Source organism: Psychrobacter sp. AOP3-A1-26, from assembly GCF_052378235.1.
Taxonomy (GTDB): domain Bacteria; phylum Pseudomonadota; class Gammaproteobacteria; order Pseudomonadales; family Moraxellaceae; genus Psychrobacter.
In genome coordinates, this window is the sequence record NZ_JBQSXN010000063.1 from 1 (window position 1) to 18,055 (window position 18,055).

The 18,055-nt window shown below is 42.7% G+C and carries 11 protein-coding genes, 1 pseudogene and 1 other annotated feature; of the genes and pseudogenes, 4 read left to right on the forward strand and 8 right to left on the reverse strand.

Features of this window, described 5'->3' with window-relative positions; genetic code table 11:
• Positions 1-64 precede the first annotated feature (64 nt).
• From ACT3TU_RS10335 to ACT3TU_RS10350, 4 genes are all read left to right on the forward strand, one after another.
• Positions 65-1,564 (forward strand): PepSY-associated TM helix domain-containing protein, encoded by a 1,500-nt coding sequence (locus ACT3TU_RS10335; protein ID WP_192523509.1) that lies wholly within the window; start codon positions 65-67, stop codon positions 1,562-1,564.
• A gap of 383 nt (positions 1,565-1,947) precedes the next feature.
• Positions 1,948-4,227 (forward strand): TonB-dependent siderophore receptor, encoded by a 2,280-nt coding sequence (locus tag ACT3TU_RS10340; protein WP_192523508.1) that lies wholly within the window; start codon positions 1,948-1,950, stop codon positions 4,225-4,227.
• Positions 4,228-4,287: 60 nt separating this feature from the next.
• Positions 4,288-4,578 (forward strand): hypothetical protein, encoded by a 291-nt coding sequence (locus tag ACT3TU_RS10345; RefSeq protein WP_192520477.1) that lies wholly within the window; start codon positions 4,288-4,290, stop codon positions 4,576-4,578.
• Between the two features lie 26 nt (positions 4,579-4,604).
• Positions 4,605-6,305: a PepSY-associated TM helix domain-containing protein gene (locus tag ACT3TU_RS10350; RefSeq protein ID WP_443509086.1), complete on the forward strand. Its 1,701-nt coding sequence runs from the start codon at positions 4,605-4,607 to the stop codon at positions 6,303-6,305.
• A 467-nt stretch (positions 6,306-6,772) separates the two neighbouring features.
• On the opposite strand, the gene ACT3TU_RS10355 is transcribed toward ACT3TU_RS10350, so the two are convergent.
• The 8 genes and pseudogenes from ACT3TU_RS10355 to ACT3TU_RS10390 form a co-directional block, all read right to left on the reverse strand.
• Positions 6,773-8,485 (reverse strand): multidrug ABC transporter permease/ATP-binding protein, encoded by a 1,713-nt coding sequence (locus ACT3TU_RS10355; RefSeq protein ID WP_192520474.1) that lies wholly within the window; start codon positions 8,483-8,485, stop codon positions 6,773-6,775.
• Between the two features lie 153 nt (positions 8,486-8,638).
• Positions 8,639-10,927: a TonB-dependent receptor gene (locus ACT3TU_RS10360; protein ID WP_192524204.1), complete on the reverse strand. Its 2,289-nt coding sequence runs from the start codon at positions 10,925-10,927 to the stop codon at positions 8,639-8,641.
• Positions 10,928-11,072: 145 nt separating this feature from the next.
• Entirely contained in the window at positions 11,073-13,046 is a 1,974-nt protein-coding gene (fhuB, locus tag ACT3TU_RS10365; protein ID WP_192519867.1) for a Fe(3+)-hydroxamate ABC transporter permease FhuB, read from the reverse strand.
• Positions 13,043-14,017: an ABC transporter substrate-binding protein gene (locus tag ACT3TU_RS10370; protein ID WP_192524203.1), complete on the reverse strand. Its 975-nt coding sequence runs from the start codon at positions 14,015-14,017 to the stop codon at positions 13,043-13,045. Before ACT3TU_RS10370 ends, fhuB begins: the two co-directional genes overlap by 4 nt.
• Positions 14,014-14,778: an ABC transporter ATP-binding protein gene (locus ACT3TU_RS10375; RefSeq protein WP_296244204.1), complete on the reverse strand. Its 765-nt coding sequence runs from the start codon at positions 14,776-14,778 to the stop codon at positions 14,014-14,016. The genes ACT3TU_RS10370 and ACT3TU_RS10375 overlap by 4 nt, the downstream gene beginning before the upstream one ends.
• Positions 14,779-14,867: 89 nt before the next feature.
• Positions 14,868-16,037 carry a siderophore-interacting protein gene (locus ACT3TU_RS10380; RefSeq protein WP_192524201.1) on the reverse strand — a complete coding sequence of 390 codons (1,170 nt, stop codon included), beginning with the start codon at positions 16,035-16,037 and terminating at the stop codon, positions 14,868-14,870.
• 574 nt (positions 16,038-16,611) lie between these two features.
• A protein-coding gene (locus ACT3TU_RS10385; protein ID WP_192524200.1) for an IS3 family transposase occupies positions 16,612-17,831 on the reverse strand; the annotation gives its coding sequence in 2 pieces (ribosomal slippage) (positions 16,612-17,546 and positions 17,546-17,831; 1,221 coding nt in all).
• Positions 17,440-17,556, reverse strand: a sequence feature (AL1L pseudoknot). It overlaps the preceding gene by 117 nt.
• A pseudogene (locus ACT3TU_RS10390) lies at positions 17,806-18,055 on the reverse strand (hypothetical protein); the annotation flags it as partial. The pseudogene ACT3TU_RS10390 and the gene ACT3TU_RS10385, both read right to left, overlap by 26 nt.

The following is an 18,055-nucleotide window of genomic DNA, read 5'->3' on the forward strand; positions in this document are numbered from 1 at the left end:
TTACTATTGTCAATGCGTTGATAGACGTTAATTGAGCAGCCAAAGATGGGTAAAGGTCATATTTATGAGTAGAGACACACGTCAATCCCCTAACAATCAACGCTATTTTACAGTATGGAGATGGCATTTTTATGCAGGCATGTTTATTGCCCCTTTTTTGATTATTTTAGCGGGTACAGGACTTGGCATGCTGCTTATGTCCAATACAACAGGCCGAGATAATGACCGTCTAACGGTTTCCCCTCCACAGTCTATGGTTCAAGCCCCAATTGCCAACCAAGCAAAAAACGCCCTCAAAACCTTACCAAATAGCACGCTGATTAAATATATCGCACCTCGTGATACCGAGATAGTGGCCTTGTTTCAAGTGATATCAGATGGGCATGACAATATGGTTGCGGTAAATCCGTATACCGCTGATATTGTTAAAAGTACGCCCACTAATTCGGGCTTGTACAATACTTTTGATAGCATCCATGGCGACTTGCTATTAGGGAAGGTTGGTGACTTTATTCAGGAAGCCACCGCCTCATTAACTATTTTGATGATTTTAACGGGTTGGTACTTGTGGTGGCAAAAACGTAAGTCTGTCAAAGCCATGTTGTTCGCTAATGATGCGAACCTAAAGAAAAAGCGATCATTTTTTCGTACAATTCACGCAACCTTAGGCACTTGGATATCCATTGTATTATTATTTTTCTGCATTTCAGGAATGGCTTGGGCAGGTATTTGGGGCGAGCGAATCGTACAGGCTTGGAGTCAATTTCCCGCTGGTAAATGGGGCGCCGCGCCCATGCCACTTTCGATTGACCACAGTCAGCATCATGCAGGTATGGATATGGATAATGCCGATGCCGCGCCGCACATTCATGGAGCAGCAGCAACGCCTGCAGCAACTCATGGTCGTGTATTAAATACGGGCAGTACCAAAGAGGTACCTTGGGTGCTAGAACTGACGCCAATGCCGCTGTCAGGGACAACCAAAGGTGAGAACGGTATCGCGTCCAATATCCCTATTATGATTGATACGGTAGATAGGTTTGCGCGTGAGATTGGCTTTGCAGGACGTTATCAGCTGAATCTACCACAAGGCGAGACAGGAGTGTGGACGATTAGCCAAGATTCTATGAGCTACGATATGAAAAGTCCAACGGCTGACCGTACGGTGCATATCGACCGCTATTCGGGGAAGATATTGGCTGATATCCGCTTTGAGGATTACAATGCTTTCGGCAAATTTATGGCAGCGGGTGCGGCTATTCATATGGGAACGCTAGGATTATGGAGCGTGTTAGCCAATGTGCTGTTTTGCTTATCTGTGATTGCAATTTGTGTGAGCGGTTATGTCATGTGGTGGCAACGTCGTCCTCGTAATACCAACGAAATCACTGGACTAAATCCACCAGCACGTGGTCAAAGTTTTTCTATATGGTGGCCGTTTGCCATTCCCTTGCTTGTGGTGGCTATTATATTCCCAGCTGCAATTATTATCATTGTGGCTATTGCGTTATTGGATTTTTTAGTAATTTCTCGAACCCACTTTATGCAGAAGCTGTTGAAATAAACGATACGATTAAATTTAGGTAGGCAATAGTTAAGGTTTAACAGATACTGTGCTTAATTGAGGCCACTTTTAAAAAGTGGCCTTTTTTTTGCTGTGCTATTTTTATCTATAGTGTTTGCTAACAAAAAAGTAGTGCTATCTCATGACGTAGACCTTCACTGTATCAAAAATATTTCAATACTGTATTGATAATCATTATTATTATCTTTATCATGTACAAACTCTAACGTAACAAACCATATATTTATTCAACAAGACTATTAATAAATAGCTCATTTCTCATGATGCTCTACAAAGCTAACATGTATTAGTAAGCACTATTGTCTTGAATAACTGCCTTCCCTTAAATTCTCCTCACTTTCATTGAGATACCATTGATGTTTATGATTACACAAAGTAGAAAACAGCATAAACCTAACCCTTTAAGTTGGAGCGTTAAGCGAACCATGCACCTTTCAGCCATTGCTTCGTTGGCAGTAAGCTCATCTATGATCCATGCTGAAGTATCACAGCAACAACCAATCAATGACAATGGCATTGAAATCAATCGTGGCGACAATAGGTCAGAACCAAGTACCACGCTACCAACTATCGTGGTCATGGCAGAAACGAACAAACAGGTCACGGAAAATACTGACAGCTATACAATCCCTGTCACCAGTAGCGCCACCGGTATGGGCTTGTCGGCCAAAGAAACCCCGCAAGCGGTCAGTGTGGTTACTAATCAGCAAATCAAAGATCAAAACTCAACCACCCTAATAGATGTGCTTAAACGCACGCCTGCTATCCAAGTAAGTAGCGTTGATGGCGCGCGTAATGGTCTTTCATCAAGAGGCTTTGCTATCAATAGCTTCCAAATTGACGGCTTAAATACCGATTTTGTCCAGCAAGCTGCCATGGGCGAATACTCTGCCAATACCGCGATGTTTGACCATGTTGAAACCGTACGCGGCGCGACTGGTTTGATGAGCGGCTCAGGCGACCCTTCTGCCAATGTTAACTTAATACGTAAACGGGCTGATAGTAGCGTTCCAAAAACAGAGCTATCCGCCAATGTTGATCGTTATGGGCAATATGGTCTCAGTGTTGATCGTAGTCAATCTTTAGTAGAAAGTGGCGCGGTACGAGGCCGAGTGGTGGCTAGCTATCAAGATGGTGATACCTTTATCGACCGTCAAGAATTGGGTCAAAGTCTGCTTTATGCCACAGTAGATGCGGACGTGGGCGACAGCACCACGGTCAGTGTGGGTGCTAGCCGTCAACACAATAAATCAAAATCAACCATGTGGGGCGGCTTGCCAAACTATCTAAGTGATGGGTCAAAAGCGGATTGGGATACCAGTAAAAATGGCAGCGCAGATTGGACAAACTGGGATTCTGATAATACCTATTACTTTGCAGATATTGACCATGATTTTAATGCCGATTGGAACTTGACCACCAATGCCAGCTATAACGAGAGTGACAGTAGTCCAAAGCTGCTTTATATGTATGCCAATGGCGACCAAGTCGTGAATCCTGATACCGGACTGATTTTTAACCTAAACCCATTTCATGCCGATACCGAACGCAACCAGTTCAATGTTAAAAGCAAGTTAACCGGTAACTTTGATGCGTTGGGAAAAACGCATAAGCTCATCGTAGGCGGCTCCTATAGCAAAAGTGATCTTGATACTTTCACTTATAAGTCACCGCCTGATGGTATGTTGCCGCTCCCAGATTTTTCTGACTGGGATGGCAGTTATCCTGAACCAGAATGGGGAGCGCGCAATCGCAGCTCTGATGTCACAACCAAAGAAAAAGCCATTTTTGCAGCAACTCAGCTCAAATTATCGGATCCTTTAGCCGTGATTTTGGGAGCGCGTGTGTCTGATTTTGAACGCTCAGGTGTGCAGTATGGCCGTAACGTCAACACGGAAGCCAAACACATCTGGACACCATACGCAGGGATTACCTATGCGGTTAATGACAATCACAGTCTTTATACCAGCTACAGTGATATCTTCAAACCTCAAACTCAGCGTGATATAAACGGTAAATTCCTCGATCCTATCGAAGGTAAAAACTATGAAATCGGTCTAAAAAGTGAGTCAGATAATGGCACATTACAAAGCCAAGTGAGTATTTTCAGAATCGAGCAGGACAACCTTGCTCAACTCGATGGCGGTCAAATAATACCCGGCACCGATCTGGAAAAAGCCTACTACGGAGCAAAAGGTGCCACCAGTCAGGGCGTAGAAGTACAAGTGTCTGGTCAAATCAGCGACCAACTACAAGCGAGTGTTGGTTATACGCATTTTAATGCTGAAGACAACAAGGGCAAAACCATCAATACTGGCTTTGCTGATACCACGCTGAATCTGTTTGCCACTTATAATCTTGATCATATCATTCCTAATTTAACTATTGGCGGCGGCGTTGACTGGTCAAATGGATACTATGGTATTGTCAAAAACCCTGTGACGAAACAATCTGAAAAGTACGGTCAAGATGACGTGACGCTTGCCAATATCATGGCAAGATATAGCTTTAACGACAATCTTGAAGCGCAGGTTAATGTGAATAATTTGTTCAATCAAAAGTATCTTGCGGGCAGCACTTTTAGTGAATTGACTTACGGTGAGCCTTTGAATGTAGTCGGCAGATTAACCTATCGCTTTTAATCTTTCGCTTTTCACTTTTATGCCGATCATGACCTTTCACTTTCATACGCAGGCAGTCACATGAGTAAGCGCCGTAGCAGTCATGGTTTTTATCTACCTGAGTTTAAAGTCCTCAGTCGTATTTTTTTAGCGATTATTGGTAGCTATGGCATCGCGGTGCTTACGAGTTTGACGTTTTTGACCTTACCTATAGATGAGATTTCTGCCATCTATTGGGGTCAAATTGCTAGCGTTGTCGTATGTGCGCTCATCCTTGTCTTAGTATTTTCTTTGCGTCGTTTATGGCTGGCATGGACACTGATCGTCGGTATTGCAGGGATATTAGGGGTGATTGATTATGTCGCTATTTAGATTTTTCTTACCATCAGGCTGTTATTATGCCCTCAGACTCTACTAAGACCCAAACTGCCACAATGAGTAATATTCAGACAAAGGGTAAAACTAAAGTGAAGGGCTATCGAGTCATTTTATCTGACGTCCATACTTGGTTTGGCCTGTTATTAGGTTGGTTGCTGTTTACCATTTTTCTGATGGGCACGGTCAGTTATTTTAATAATGAGCTGACAGCATGGATGCAACCTGAAATTCCGGCACGCTCTCAGCAAACGCCATTCACGTCTTCAACATTTACGCACAACCAAAATGTGACAAATCTAGAAGATAAGTCAGATGGTTTTGCTATGGCAATCGCTCACTTACAGCAAACCCAAGCCCATGCCAAAAACTGGTTTATTGCTAAAGATATTAATGGCGATAATATTGCTCAACGTCTACATATTAATGTGACTACAGATGACAGAAGGCTAAAATATCAGTTTGATACGCAAACCCAAATGGCATATACACCAAGAGATACCGTAGGCGGTCACTTCTTTTATCGTATGCATTTTGATTTGCATTATATGAGTGTGATATGGGCCAGAATTATCGTCGGTATAGCTTCTATGATGATGTTGATTGCTATTATCACAGGCGTTATTGTCCACAAAAAGATATTTACGGATTTTTTTACCTTTCGTTGGGGTAAGGGGCAACGCTCGTGGCTTGATGCGCACAATGCTTTTTCTGTGCTGCCAATACCGTTCCATTTGATGATTACCTTTACCGGCATCATAACCTTAATAACCTTATATATGCCGTGGGCAGGCATGGTATCTGGGGTAGATAATGAGCAGTTTTTTAAGGAAATTTACTCTTATCGGGCAGCGGATGCAACCGAGTTACAGGCTGCCCCTATGGCTAGTATTGCTCCATTGCTTGCCACGACACAATCTGATTGGCAAAAACGCAACCCTAATTATACCGTGACCAGTGTCAGTATTAATCATCCCAATACTGACCAAAGTATGATTATTATCGACGGTAAAGCTGAGCATCAATTATCAACGTTAGGGGTATTTCGTATTTATGATGGGCAAACAGGGGAAGTACTCAAAGACAGTCGACCGCCGCCGCTCGCTGTCCAAACACAAGCGGTCATGATAGGTTTGCATGCAGGACGCTTTGCGGATAATTGGTTGCGTTGGTTGTACTTTTTATGTGGCGCAGCGGGCTGCGGTATGATTGCAACAGGCTTAGTGCTTTGGACGGTTAAACGTCGCCGCCAATTATTCACTATAGATAAGCCTGATTGGGGATTTTGGTTAGTAGAAAAGCTCAATATTGCGACGCTGGCGGGATTGCCTTTAGCGATGATAGGTTTTTTATGGCTCAATCGTCTATTGTCGTTAGAGTTATTAGGGCGAGGCAAGTGGGAGGTAGATGGGTTTTTTATCATCTGGGCGTTTGGTTTCTTGCTGACGTTATTACTCTCTAGTCGTCATGCATGGCGTCTATTATTATCATTAATTACTCTATTACTTTTATTCACACCGCTACTCAACAGCCTAACTACCGAGCGCGGATTGCTTCACAGTATCTTGAGCGTCGATGTGCTGTTTATCAGCTTTGACGTTATGTTTTTTATTCTAGCGCTGCTGTTTGCTTATATTACTTATGTGGTCAGTTTTAAGAAAGCATCTCACCAGCAAAAAATAAAGTCGCCTAGTCGTTCAAAGCTTCAGATGGAAAATGTATAGTATGTCTAACGCGCTGTTATCTGGATTGCTATTGGCATTTAATCTGCTAGGTATGATGGCATTAATGATGACCAGTAAAAGACATAGGAATAAGTTTCATCTCAAACGGCCACTCTTAGTCGCCGTAAGGTCAAACCTGCTATCTCATCATGATGAGCAGAAACGATATATCACTAAACAGCAAAGGTTACGATGGCTGGGATTGCTACTGCTATTGATAGGTTTCATTTTCCCTTTTTTTGCACCTCATACTGGTTATTTTATCGTTGTCTGGTTTGCTAGCTTAATCGTAGCAGCAGGAGTTGTATATTTAAGCATGGTTATTTATGAAAAACTGGCATAGCCAGTTTATATAAAAGCGCCAAATTCAAAATAAAATGCTGCTATAAAATTTCCCCGCTTGCAGTATGCTTTGATATTAAACATTTTAATAGTACGACTTATTAGCAATTATTCTAGCTGAGCAATTACTCTAACATAGCAATGGCGTCCGCACTGGCGCGTTGGCGTTCTTCTGCATTTAACTCTGTCAGCTTTCCTTCTTTCATCATCAACAAGCGGTCGGCATGCTCAAAATAACCGTCGTCATGACTGATAATAAACAGCGTTTTCCCCATGGCTCTTAATTCAGGAATCAGCGTTTGATAAAATACTCGGCGAAAAGCAGGGTCTTGGTCAGCAGCCCATTCATCGAGCAGCAGAAAGTCCTTTTGTTCGGTGACAGCGAGCAGCATGGCCAAGCGTTTGCGTTGTCCTTGTGACAGCTTGTCGGTAGACAATCGATGGTCAGTTACCGTCACTTTATCTTGCAAATTTAATTTATGTAGCCACTCAGTTACTAAGGACATATCAGGGTCATTGTCTTGACTGCCAATCAGTTGTTTAAAAAGATGTTGATCGCTAAAAATGGCAGAAAACAGCTGCCGATAATTGGTATTGTTATCCGAATCAATCGTTCGTTTGTCTACTTTTACAGCGCCTGTCGTAGGTATAAAGATGCCAGTAATTATTTTTGCAAGGGTTGACTTACCGCTGCCATTAGAGCCTATCAAAAACACCACTTCGCCACGCTTCAAGGTTAAATTGACTCCTTTTAAAATATCATCAGTAAGCGACTTATTTTCAGGTACACCTTCTTGTGTATGGTGGTTTATACCTTGATAGCGATAGCTCACATTGTTCAGTGAGATGGTCTGCCAGTCATTTGCTGCTATATTGGTTAAAAACGCTGGCTGATAATCAGCAAGCGCCAACGTCTGTATTTTATCTAACGCGACTTGCGCCGTTTGTAAAGTGGGATAAGCGCCAACGGCTTGTAGTAGGGGCGATTGCATAAATAAAATGGTCAAAGAAAAAGTGGTGGCAACGCTCATGGGAATATTCAGATAGTTTGAGACCGCAAAGACGACGCCAATCGCTGCAAACATCATAATGTTCGACCAATTCACTGCTGATAAGTGAAAGGTATCTGCTTTAATAACACGCTCTTTATAGGACTGGGCGTGACTCAAAAAATCATTGGTATACAGCTTTTGCGCGCGGTGCTGATTAAGTGCAAGCTCTTTTCGACCTTCGATAATAGATTGATAATCTTGATACAGAAGATCATTAATCTCCCTTAATTCTGTTAAGTGCTTATAAACGTGCTTCACCAAAATGGTGCTTATCCAAATCGTCATTACAATCCAAACCATGATGATCAGCAATAGTGGCAATGACAACCAACCCAAATATAAAGCGACTCCGCTAGATAAAATTACCCCTTGAACCAACTCTGGCATACGGACAAAGGCGACGGTAATCGATTGGATATCGGTAGACAAGCTGGCGAGTAGTTGGGCGTTTCCTAATTTGTCAATCTGCGGAATGTTGGTATCGATGATTTGTTTGACCAGCTTGGTTCTGAGCTCATACACAAATCTATGACCCAAGCGGGTTAGGGCATATTGTGATAAAAAAGTCGTGACCAATAGCAGAACCACTAACGCTGAAAAATAGCCTAAGCTCTGCCATGATAAAGTATTAAAAACAGGCTGACTGATAAAGGCGTGGTTAATATAAGCAATAATACCCACACTGACCGCCGCATTGACTAAATTCAATAAGATAACTTTGAGAAAAGGCAGACGATAATGCGACCAGATCATATGATATAGAGAAGCTGTAGCGCGAGAGGACATAAGGACTCAATAATAAAATGAATTTTGCGTATTTTTAGATAGCACAAAAGGGAGTAGGTGGTGCCTAATCCCTTTTATTTAACTCTGGTAATGATTCTATAACGACAATTTAATCAGTATAGTAGTCTCATTGGCGAAGCTTAGCGTTTAAATTTAAAAGTCAAACGTCGCTGAAACTTTTAAAGCCGTGGGTTCACCGGCATTTAAATAACCAGCATTTGTATAGCCACCGACTGATTGCCAATAATCTTCGCCCGTGACATTGGTTACCATGCCTTTTAAGGTAACATCTTGTCCGGCCAGCACGGTTTTATAGCGAGCTCCAAGATCTAACGTGGTATAACCGTCAACCTTTAAGGTATTGGCATTATCGGCATAGCGTGGGCCCGTATGAATGATTTCACCTGTTAAGGTTAATCCTTCGAGTGCCGCAACATCATATTCTAGATTGACATTGCTTTGTAAGGTAGGAAGACCAATGACTTTATTACCATCTAACGCAGCATCACCAGTGTCTTTTTGTTTGGCACTTAAATAACTGACCCCCGCATTTAGGCGCATATTTTCGCTAGGGCTACCAAATACGGTCAGTTCTACGCCTTGGTGACGGTTTTTACCAGCAGATATAAGGGTGTTTGAAGCATCGATATAGTCACGTGCGGCATCAGTGCGATATATTGCCAAACTACTGCCAATAAGCCCGTTGTCATACTTCACGCCAACTTCGGTTTGTTCGCTTACATAAGGGTCCAAAGCTTGACCAGCATTGGTAACAGGAGCATTGTTATTTGTCTGAGGGGCTGTTTTTCCTGGCGTTAAGCTTTCGATATAGTTACCGTAGAACGACCAATCCATGTTTGGTTGATAGGCAATACCGATACTTGGTGTCCACTCACTCTTATCGTAATGAGCAGTTTCTGCCTGCGTGTTGGCATCATAGCTGGTGGTTTTTATATTTTGATGACGTACACCCAACGTGGTTTTCAGTTTGTCATCGAACAGCGATATGGTGTCTGCTAGCGCAAAGCTTTGGAGTTGCTTTTCATTGGTTAATTTTGGATCGTCTAAATTGCCGCCAAACGTAGTTGTACTTGTAAAAGGGACTTCCGTGTAGTCGGTAGGGCGGTAAAAATTGGTCGCTAGCTGATTGCCAAAATCATATGCGAATGCGCCTTTTTCTTCTTGATCATAGAGGTTTGCGGCCAACACTAAGTTATGAGCCACTTCACCGGTTTGTAATTTACCACGTAGACCAAGCTCGGCACTTTGTACCAAATCTTCTCTAGAGTTATCAAAACGATAAATCGTGCCCGCACCATCAGCACTGTTTACGGTTAAGGTGGCTAGTGAGTTTTCTTCCTCGCCACTTCGTATGCCGTAAGCACCATAAGCGGTGAGATTGTCATTAAAATCATATTCACCTCGAATGGTACCAAAGATATCTTTTTCATCTGAGTACGTCCAAGGCTGCGCCCAATTTTTTGAGCCGTCTGGCGCTTTTGGTACGCTAGAAACACTGCCAAGATTGACACTAGGGCGAGTCTCTTTGAGTTTGTTATCTTGCCAGCCTAAATCTGCTGATAGACGATATTGCTCGCCTTTATAATCTAGCCCAAGCGCTGCCAATCCCAATGTTGAAGATTCATCATCGATGGCACTATCGCCATCTTGATAAGCGGCGTTAAAGCGCACGCCAAATGCATCCTCAGTGCCAAAACGGTCACTCACGTCGACGGCAATTTTACCTTGGTCACCTTGACCATAACCAAGCGTTAATTGGCGTAGTGGGTCATTACTAGCACGTTTTGGTAATAGGTTAATCGTACCACCAGCATTGCCGCCACTAGGCGCTGCACCATTTAGCATGGCAGAAGCGCCGCGTTGGACTTCAACACGCTCAAATAATTCGGTGGCGATATACTGTCGGGGCAAAATACCATATAGGCCATTAAACATCGTATCATCTGATGTGGTGATGAAACCGCGCATAAAGTAAGCTTCTTGAAAGTTACCAAAACCTCTGGCCACGCGGACAGTTGGGTCTTTTTTGAGCAGGTCGCCCACGCTTTGTGCTTGTTGGTTGGCAATGTATTCGTTGGTATACGATGTAGTAGAAAATGGCGTATCCATGATGTCTTGATTGCCTAAAATTCCTACGCGGCTTCCGGTCGCCACTTGGCCACCTTCGTAAGCATCTGGCAATCCATCCGCTGACGCATCCGCACTACTGGTCACTACAATCGTATCAAGTACCACACTTGGTACATCTGATTGACTGTCATTATTTATATCGGTTTGTGCCCACGCCGCTTGGCTTGCAGCAAGTAAAACGACTGAAGTAGAGAGGTGAAAGATAGACAGTGATTTTACTGAAAATGGGTGACGCGCTCTGTTAGTTGCTTTGAGGCAAAATAGAGCAGAATATAGGCGAGACAATTGCATGAATGTTACCAATATGTAAGTTAAATCACTATTATAATGATAAGCATTTTCATTACAATAGTTGCGCGTTATTAATTTTAAAAATTTTTAAAGCCCTAAATAGCGATAATGTTGTCATGTCGTTATTGAAGTATTAACCATATGGTTACGCTCTAATACGCCGCATCAAATATAGAAAATAAGCGCCGCCAATGATAGCAGCAATGGTGCCAGCAGGTATCTCATAGGGAAATATGAGATAGCGTCCAACCCAGTCTGCTATGACCATTAAGCCCGCGCCTAAGATAGCGGACAGTTGAATTTGACGTTTGAGCTTTACCGCGCCTAATGTGCTGGCGAGGTGAGGTATCATCAGACCCACAAAACTGAGTGGTCCCACTGCTAACGTTGATATCGTACTCAGTAAAGCTACAAGAATGAGTATCAAGGTTTGATACAATCTCAAAGATACCCCAAGCTCACGGGCAATCCCGCTACCTAGGCTCAATATTTCTAATGGTTTGATCACCATAAAGCTTAATAAAAAAAGTATAAAAGCCAATCCTACTAAAATCCATGCCGTTTCTGGACTGGCAAGGTACGTAGAACCTGATAGCCAACTTAACACCGCTTGTAACCGTTGATCGCCAGATATTTTTACCAGACTTAATAAACCGCCCATCAATGCGGCAATGGCCACACCAACTAATAATAAATAAGCTGGATTGATACGACGGGCAAGCCATAAGATCAAGCTAAGGACAATAAAAGCGCCCAATAATCCTGATAATATAATACCTGTATAGCCAAAACTGGGTAGGAAAACAAAGGCCAATACCACGCCTATCGCTGAGCCTGAGCTGATACCGAGTACTTCAGGGCTAGCCATCGGGTTACGTGTTAAGGTTTGTAGCAGCACGCCAGCAGTGGCTAGCATTATGCCAGTGGCGGCTGCGCTTAACGTACGAGGCAATCTAAAATTAACAATTAAATGTCCTAGCGTACTAAGCTGCCAGCCATTTGAAGTAGCCGTAAAGATAAGTACGCCTATGAGCAACAGTATTAAGGCGATACTCCAACCCATTAAATGAGTGTCACGGCGTTCTGAAACTAAAGTCGGAATAACCTCATCGGTATGTTGACGACTTTGGCTCACGATTAACCATATCACCAATGGGGCACCAAGTATGGCCGTCATTGCATCAGCAGGAATATTTAGGCTTAAATAATGTTGTAACAGCGTCGTGGCATTACTGGTGATCCATAACAACAGCGCTCCAAACACATAACCTAATAGCAAACGGTAACCAATACGCCGTACCGAAAACACATTCACCAGTGTGGCAGCCCCTAAACCAATAAAGCCAATAGGCCCCACGCGACTGACGACAAGGGCGGTCAGTAGTGCCACCAATCCCACTACCAATCCACGAATGAGGTTGATAGGAACGCCCAAACTTTTGGCTTGCCTATCATCTAAGCTCATTATTTCTAATGGTTTTAATAAAGGTATTAAGCTAATAAAGGCGATCACACTAGCGATGCTTAATACGGCAGATACTTGCCAGTTATTCTGAGTGAGACTGCCCGCCGCCCACACCATGACGTTTAAGGTTTCTTCAGCATAATAAATCAATAATAAAGCAGTAATAGCGCCCAATAAAATATTGGTTACCAGTCCGCCAAGCACCAATACCAAAGGATTCATGCGGCTAGGCGCAGCTAGAAGAAAAACAATCGCCATACTGCCAAGCGCGCCCATAAAAGCGACCCAAAAACTTCCCCCCAACGCTAAAGTAGGCAGGAATAACGTGACAATGAGCAGCGCCATATTTGCACCGCTACCGACTGCTAGTGTCGTGTCTGAGGCCAATGTGTTTTTTACCAGCTGTTGTAATAAAACACTGACCAATCCTAAAAGGCCACCAGCGGTCAATGCTACCAACATGGTCGGTAGGATTTGTAGCTGGGTACTCATATCCGAAAGTGATAGCTCAAATGAGGGGGTGAACAATTCTAAAAAAGCGAGAGGCCATAGCTGATGTACGACTGCATAACTGCTGACTACTGCTAGCAGCATTAAGAAAACGACCATCATATAAATGCGGTTAGCTGACAAAAAATTATTTTTATTCATCATAAATCGGTATGGCCTACAAAAGTGACATTCGTTAAGCGCTCGGCCAAGACATTCATAGAAGCCACGCCACTGTTGTTCCATGTCGCAGGCAGTAAGGCGATACAGCGGCCTTTTTTGCTAGATGCATGCGCTTGATCAAAGGAATAACCCAAGCGCTGCCACACTAAACTGTCTTCTAATTCAAGTTTGAGAAGGTCACTAAGAGGTTCAACGACCACAAGGCAGGTATCGTCATCAAGCTGCGCTAAATCTCCTAGCATAATGGGCGTAAACCCCCATTGATTGCCATCTGCCAATGCCACTAGATGTAGTCCCATCGTCTCTAAAGCAGGTTGAAACAAGCTGTTAGACGAAAACATTCGCAAATTATTGGTATCGGCAAATTGCACGACAGCCAATTTTTTGATATGAGGATAACGAGCATGAAAAGTCTGTCCCGCTTGAATGATTTGCTTCTTACTGTTGTCTAAATAATCTTGCGCGGCTTGCGGTTTATTGATAGATCGGCCCAATTCTAACGTGGGTTCTATAAAGTCCTCCCACTTTGCGATTTGGTTGGGACTGGTCAATTCAATAGAGTGGATAGGCAAATCGCCGTACATAGGACGCAGATGCGCATAAAAATCGTTGTCTATGACCAAATCCAAGTCTAGCTGAGAGAACATTTCAGGGTTGGGTTGATAGCGTGTTCCCACGTCGAGAGTCGTATCGGGTATAAGAGGCTTACCGACCCATTCTCTATAAAAAGGTTTATCGCCCATAGCAACTGGTGGGTATCCCATGGCAGTCAGTGTCGCCGCAATACCCCAGTCAGGCGTCATGACTTTAGGTGTTTCTTGATTGTCTTTAGACGACATTGCTTGTGGCGCTTGTGATGCTTGCGAGGTGGCGTCAGACGACTGGCAACTACTTAACAATAAACCTGAGCATAATGCCAGACATAGCCCGAACGAAAAGGTGAGCGCTTTCATATAACTGCGACTTTATGAGTAGTGGTAGGATGGGTTAGTAGGGTAAAATCGACACCAAATATGGAGCGCAGTACATCCTTTTCCATGGTGCGTTTGACATCACTCATATGGCACAACTTGCCTTGTTTTAAAGCGATAAATTCATCACAAAATCTTGCTGCTAAATTTAGGTCGTGCAGGATAATCACAACACCTAAGCCTTGCTCGTCGACCAATTGACGAATCAGTTTTAACACTTCTATTTGATAGACCACATCCAGCGCCGCTAATGGCTCATCCAATAGCAGATACTTTGTCTGTTGGGCAAGGCACATCGCCAACCAGACGCGCGCTCGCTCACCACCTGACAACGTTGATACTTGACGATCTCTAAAGGCGTCAACTTGAGTGAGGGCGATGGCTTTTTCTACTTGTTGATGATCGTTGGCAGTCGGCTTTTGCAGCCATTTTTGATGAGGGTATCTGCCCAACATCACAAGCTCATAGACCGTAAAAGCACCCGCATCAGGTAGATTTTGCGGTAAATAGGCAAGATGCGTCGCCAGTCTTTTAGCAGAAAAACTTCGCAAATCTGTATTTTCTATTTCAATGCCACCTTGCGTGGGTGTCATCTCTCCTGCCATGGCTTTTATAAGGCTAGATTTACCAGAACCATTATGCCCAATGAGGGCATACAGTTTATTTGGTTCGATGATAAAAGAAGTCGGGTGAAGCAAAACTTTTTTTTGACGAATTAGGCTTAAATTATTGATGTGCATCATAGTGAGCAGTCGAAAGTAAATGGGGCATTTTAAAGAAAAGTAGCTGGTTAATGCAAATGATTTTCATTTTATTTATGGAATTGAAGCAGTTATTGAGCGCGCCAATAGACTTTTATGACCATATCTTGACGAGATAAACCAAGAGTTACCTTTAATTGTTGTCTTAATGACTTGATGTCTGCCGCTTCAAGCGCACCCCAAACTTTGCCAATCTTAAGAGGCAATATCATTAATCTTGCATGTAATAAGCTCATGATTTGTTCAGAAAGATCGGTTGTTGGCGTTTTAATGATATGAAGTAGATTGTCTTGTAGAAAACGCTCATCATGACCTAAGTGCTGACAGAGATTGAGAGTGTGTAAATAACTGATATCTTCTGGATCTTCGGTGATAGCAATGACAAGGGGCGGCAACGGATTTTGCCAGTTTTCTAATAGATTGGCGACGGTAGGTAGAGAGGTTTCATCGCAAATTAATAAGCATTGTCCCTCACTGAGGTGTTCTATTTTTTCTGGATAATCGCGCACCGTTTTTATTGGCATGCCGCAGACGAGAGAGCGTGCCCAATTGCCACCTGGCGTGTTGCCATGGATATAAACATCTATCCAAGCTTGAACAGACAAGCGGATTGGATCTCGCCATGCTTTTCGCAGGGTGTAGTAGCGCTGTAAAGGTTTATCGTTATTTTCTAACTCACCATTTATGGTAGATAAAACATCAGCATTTAACTCAAATAAATACGCGTAGCCTGGATGATTGAGTGGGATATTATCGGGTACTGTGACCACCAGTCGATACATATTAGGACTGACATAATAACCATCAATCACGCGAAAGTGCTGTTCTTGAAGTTTGATCGTACGCTTACCAAGCTTAGTAGCGGATGCCTGCAATAACGCTATATATTGTTCATGTAGTGTTTCAGCGTTACTAATAGGCACAAAAAAGTTGATAAAGTATTGATGATTAACACTAGAAAGGTTTTCAGCGAGGCTGTTATTTGTAGAACTGCTATCTTTTAACGCATTAGAGTTATTTTGATACCGATTCATCGTCATAACATCTAACAAAAGGCCGTCAGGATACAGCTCTTTTATCGATACTATACCGTACTCGCCGACTGAGGCAGGGGTAAAGGCATTGATAAACATCGCAAGTTCATCTTGATGCTCTTCATTAAGATGGTGAATGAACATGGCTTTATCAGCGATGGCTAATGGGGTTTCATCGGTGTCATAACGAGTAAGCGTTTCAGCCATAAAGGGTCATCCAAGCCAAAAAATCACATAACGGTTAATTTATATAACCGTCAAGTAGGTGGCATCTGAAAATATAAGGTAGCGGAGAATAGAGATAAAAATAGCAAAAGTTTAATCAATAAGTATTGCTAACCAAGCAAGGCGATAAAAACTTATCAATCGTTAGCGTGAATTGAAAATAATTAAGAGTTATTGATAACCATTAACATCTAGATTATTATTACGTTAATAAGGCTAACTGTCAATGCATTTATAAATAGAAAGTTGTGATTTTAAATGATTATCAAGCTTCAGTTTAGAATATACTGTAGTGTCACTACACCCTAATCGTCGAACCTTGATATAAAGCGATACACCTAAATAATCTTAAAAACACATACTTCGCAAAATATACCATTCAGAAGTTAACAATGATTTGATACTTAAGACATTGTCGCATTATGCTATTGATAAATAAAAGTAGTCTAGAATAATGTTTATCTACTACAGTCTCTATTCTTTTTGTTGCTTTTGCTGACGATGATTTTAAAAAATCTGAACCGCCCCGACTTTATCGGAGGCTGATTTACTTGAGTCAGGCAGCAATGCCTGACAGGATTAAATTATCATAATACCGCTTTTCAAACTCAAAGGGCGACACATAACCAATCGTGCTATGCAGTCTTATTTTATTAAACCAATTCACCCATTCAAGGGTTGCCAGTTCAATATCATTGATACCAGTCCAGTTCTCCTTTAAATAGTCAATTACCTCAGATTTATAGAGTCCATTGACTGTTTCAGCCAGTGCATTATCGTATGAATCACCAGTCGTGCCGACAGAAGCGATGATACCAGAGTCACACATTTTGTCAGTATAGCGAATGGATAAGTACTGAACCCCTCGATCACTGTGATGAATGACATCCTTAGGGTTGTTCCTGTCTGCTATCGCCTGATTTAGCGCAGCCATAACCATATCCGTGTTCATGCGATTAGATACTTTCCAACCGACAATGCTACGGGCAAACACGTCAATAATAAAAGCGGTATATACCCAGCCGCTAGTTGTTTTTATATAGGTGAAGTCAGCTACCCATAGCTGATTAGGACGATGGGCATTAAAGTTACGATTAACTAGGTCATCAGCGCGTTTTTGGTCATCACGGCTGTTGGTGGTGATCTTGCCCTTACCGCGCCAGATGCCTTGCATACCATACTGCTTCATTAAACGCTCTACCGTACAACGAGCCACATGAATACCATCCGCCTTCATCTGCTGCCAGACTTTACGAACACCGTAACGGCATTTACTGTCCTGCCAAATACGTTTGATTTCACTGATATAATAGTCGTCATGCTGCTGACGCAACGAGCGCTTTTCAGGGCAACTCTCCAAGTCTTTAGTACGGTAGTAGGTTGATGGGGCAATCGGTAGTACTCTACAGATTGGCTCGATCCCGTATTTCTGCTTGTGATCATCGATAAATTTGACCATTATTTCGGTGGACGGTCGAGCTCCGCCTGGGCGAAAAAAGCCGCTGCCTTACGTATGATCTCATTGGCCTGTTTGAGTTCTTTGTTCTCACGTTCAAGATCTTTAATACGTTGCTCTTGGCTTTGAGCTTGTACCGATGCAGGGATAGTTTGATCTATATGCTTCTTGTGCCATGAGCGCAGGGTTTCAGGCGTGCAGCCAATCTTAGGGGCAATGGCTTGAATAGCTGACCATGTGGAGGGATAGTCGTTTGCTGCTTCGATCAGCATACGAACAGCGCGTTCTTTAATCTCAGGAGTGTAGGTTTGTCTTTTCATTGTCGTATTCTCTCAGAATATTAAGTCTCCGACAATACCGGGGCGGTTCAAGTAATGGATAAATAGCCGGTAGAGCTGCTTGAATTAAATCATTGAGTAAATGGGCTAAAGTAATAGCAAAAATAATATGACCCACCATTTTCGGCACCAAGTCTGTAACTTCAACTTGGGTGTTTTTTTCTATAACTTGGTTATCTTTTTCTATAACTTGGACGTTTTTTACT